Annotated in this window: 1 protein-coding gene; it reads right to left on the minus strand. The window is 64.4% G+C overall.

The window, feature by feature from the left end:
- Window positions 1-1330: NAD-dependent succinate-semialdehyde dehydrogenase (locus tag AC07ZH_RS20465; protein ID WP_495201115.1), on the minus strand; the 1330-nt coding region annotated here is incomplete at both ends.

Here is a 1330-nt window from a genome sequence, read left to right on the forward strand (position 1 = left end):
ACTGCTGAATATCCCCCAGGCACAGGTACTTGATCTCCACATAGTCGTCCATGCCGTGGTGCGAGCCCTCGCGCCCCAGGCCCGACTGCTTGACGCCGCCGAACGGCACATGCTCGGTGGAAATGATTCCCGTGTTCACGCCCACCATGCCGTATTCGAGCGCTTCGCCCACGCGGAAAATGCGGCCCACGTCGCGGCTGTAGAAGTAGCTGGCCAAGCCAAACTCGGTGTTGTTGGCCGCATCAATGGCCTGCTGCTCGGTCTCGAACTTGAACACCGGGGCAAAGGGGCCAAAGGTCTCTTCGGTGGCGCACAGCATGTCGGCGCTGGCGTTGGCCAGCACCGTGGGCTCGAAGAACTGGCCCGAGCCCAAGGCTTTGAGGCGCTTGCCGCCGGTGAGCAGCTTGCCGCCCTTGGCGATGGCGTCCTCCACATGGCGCTGCACCTTGACGAGGGCCGCTTCTTCGATCAGCGGGCCCTGGTTCACGCCGTCCTCAAAGCCATTGCCGACCTTGGCGGTTTGTACCTTGGCGGCGAACTTCCGCACGAATTCGTCGTAGACCCCGGCTTGCACGTAGAAGCGGTTGGAGCAGACGCAGGTCTGGCCGGCGTTGCGGTACTTGCTGGCAAAGGCGCCTTCGACGGCGCTGTCGATGTCGGCATCGTTGAAGACGATGAACGGCGCGTTGCCGCCCAGTTCGAGCGACATCTTCTTGACCGTGGGCGCGGACTGCGCCATCAGGATGCGGCCGACTTCGGTGGAGCCGGTAAAGCTGATGTGGCGCACGATGGGGCTCTCGCAGAGCACCTTGCCAATGGCAATGGAGTTGTCGGCGTCGGCGCACAGCATGTTGAGCACCCCCGCCGGGATGCCGGCGCGCTGGGCCAGTTCGGCGGCGGCAAGGGCCGAGAGGGGGGTGAGTTCCGCGGGTTTGATGACCACGGTGCAGCCTGCGGCGAGGGCCGGGGCCACCTTGCGGGTAATCATGGCCAGCGGGAAGTTCCAGGGGGTGATGGCTGCGCAGACGCCAATGGGCTGCTTCAAGACCAAGAGGCGCTTGTTGTTGTCGAACTGGGGCAGGGTTTCGCCATTGACGCGTTTGGCTTCTTCGGCGAACCACTCGACGAAGCTGGCGCCATAGGCGACTTCGCCTTTGGCTTCGGGAAGGGGTTTGCCCTGCTCGGCGGTCATGATGCGGCCGAGGTCGTCCTGATGCTGCATGAGGAGTTCGAACCATTTGCGCAGGATGCTGCTGCGCTCCTTGGCGGTTTTGCTGCGCCAGGCCGGCCAGGCAGCGTTGGCGGCGGCTATGGCGGCTTGGGCATCCTG

The sequence above is a fragment of the Simplicispira sp. GW247-4R2A genome (genome assembly GCF_059424465.1).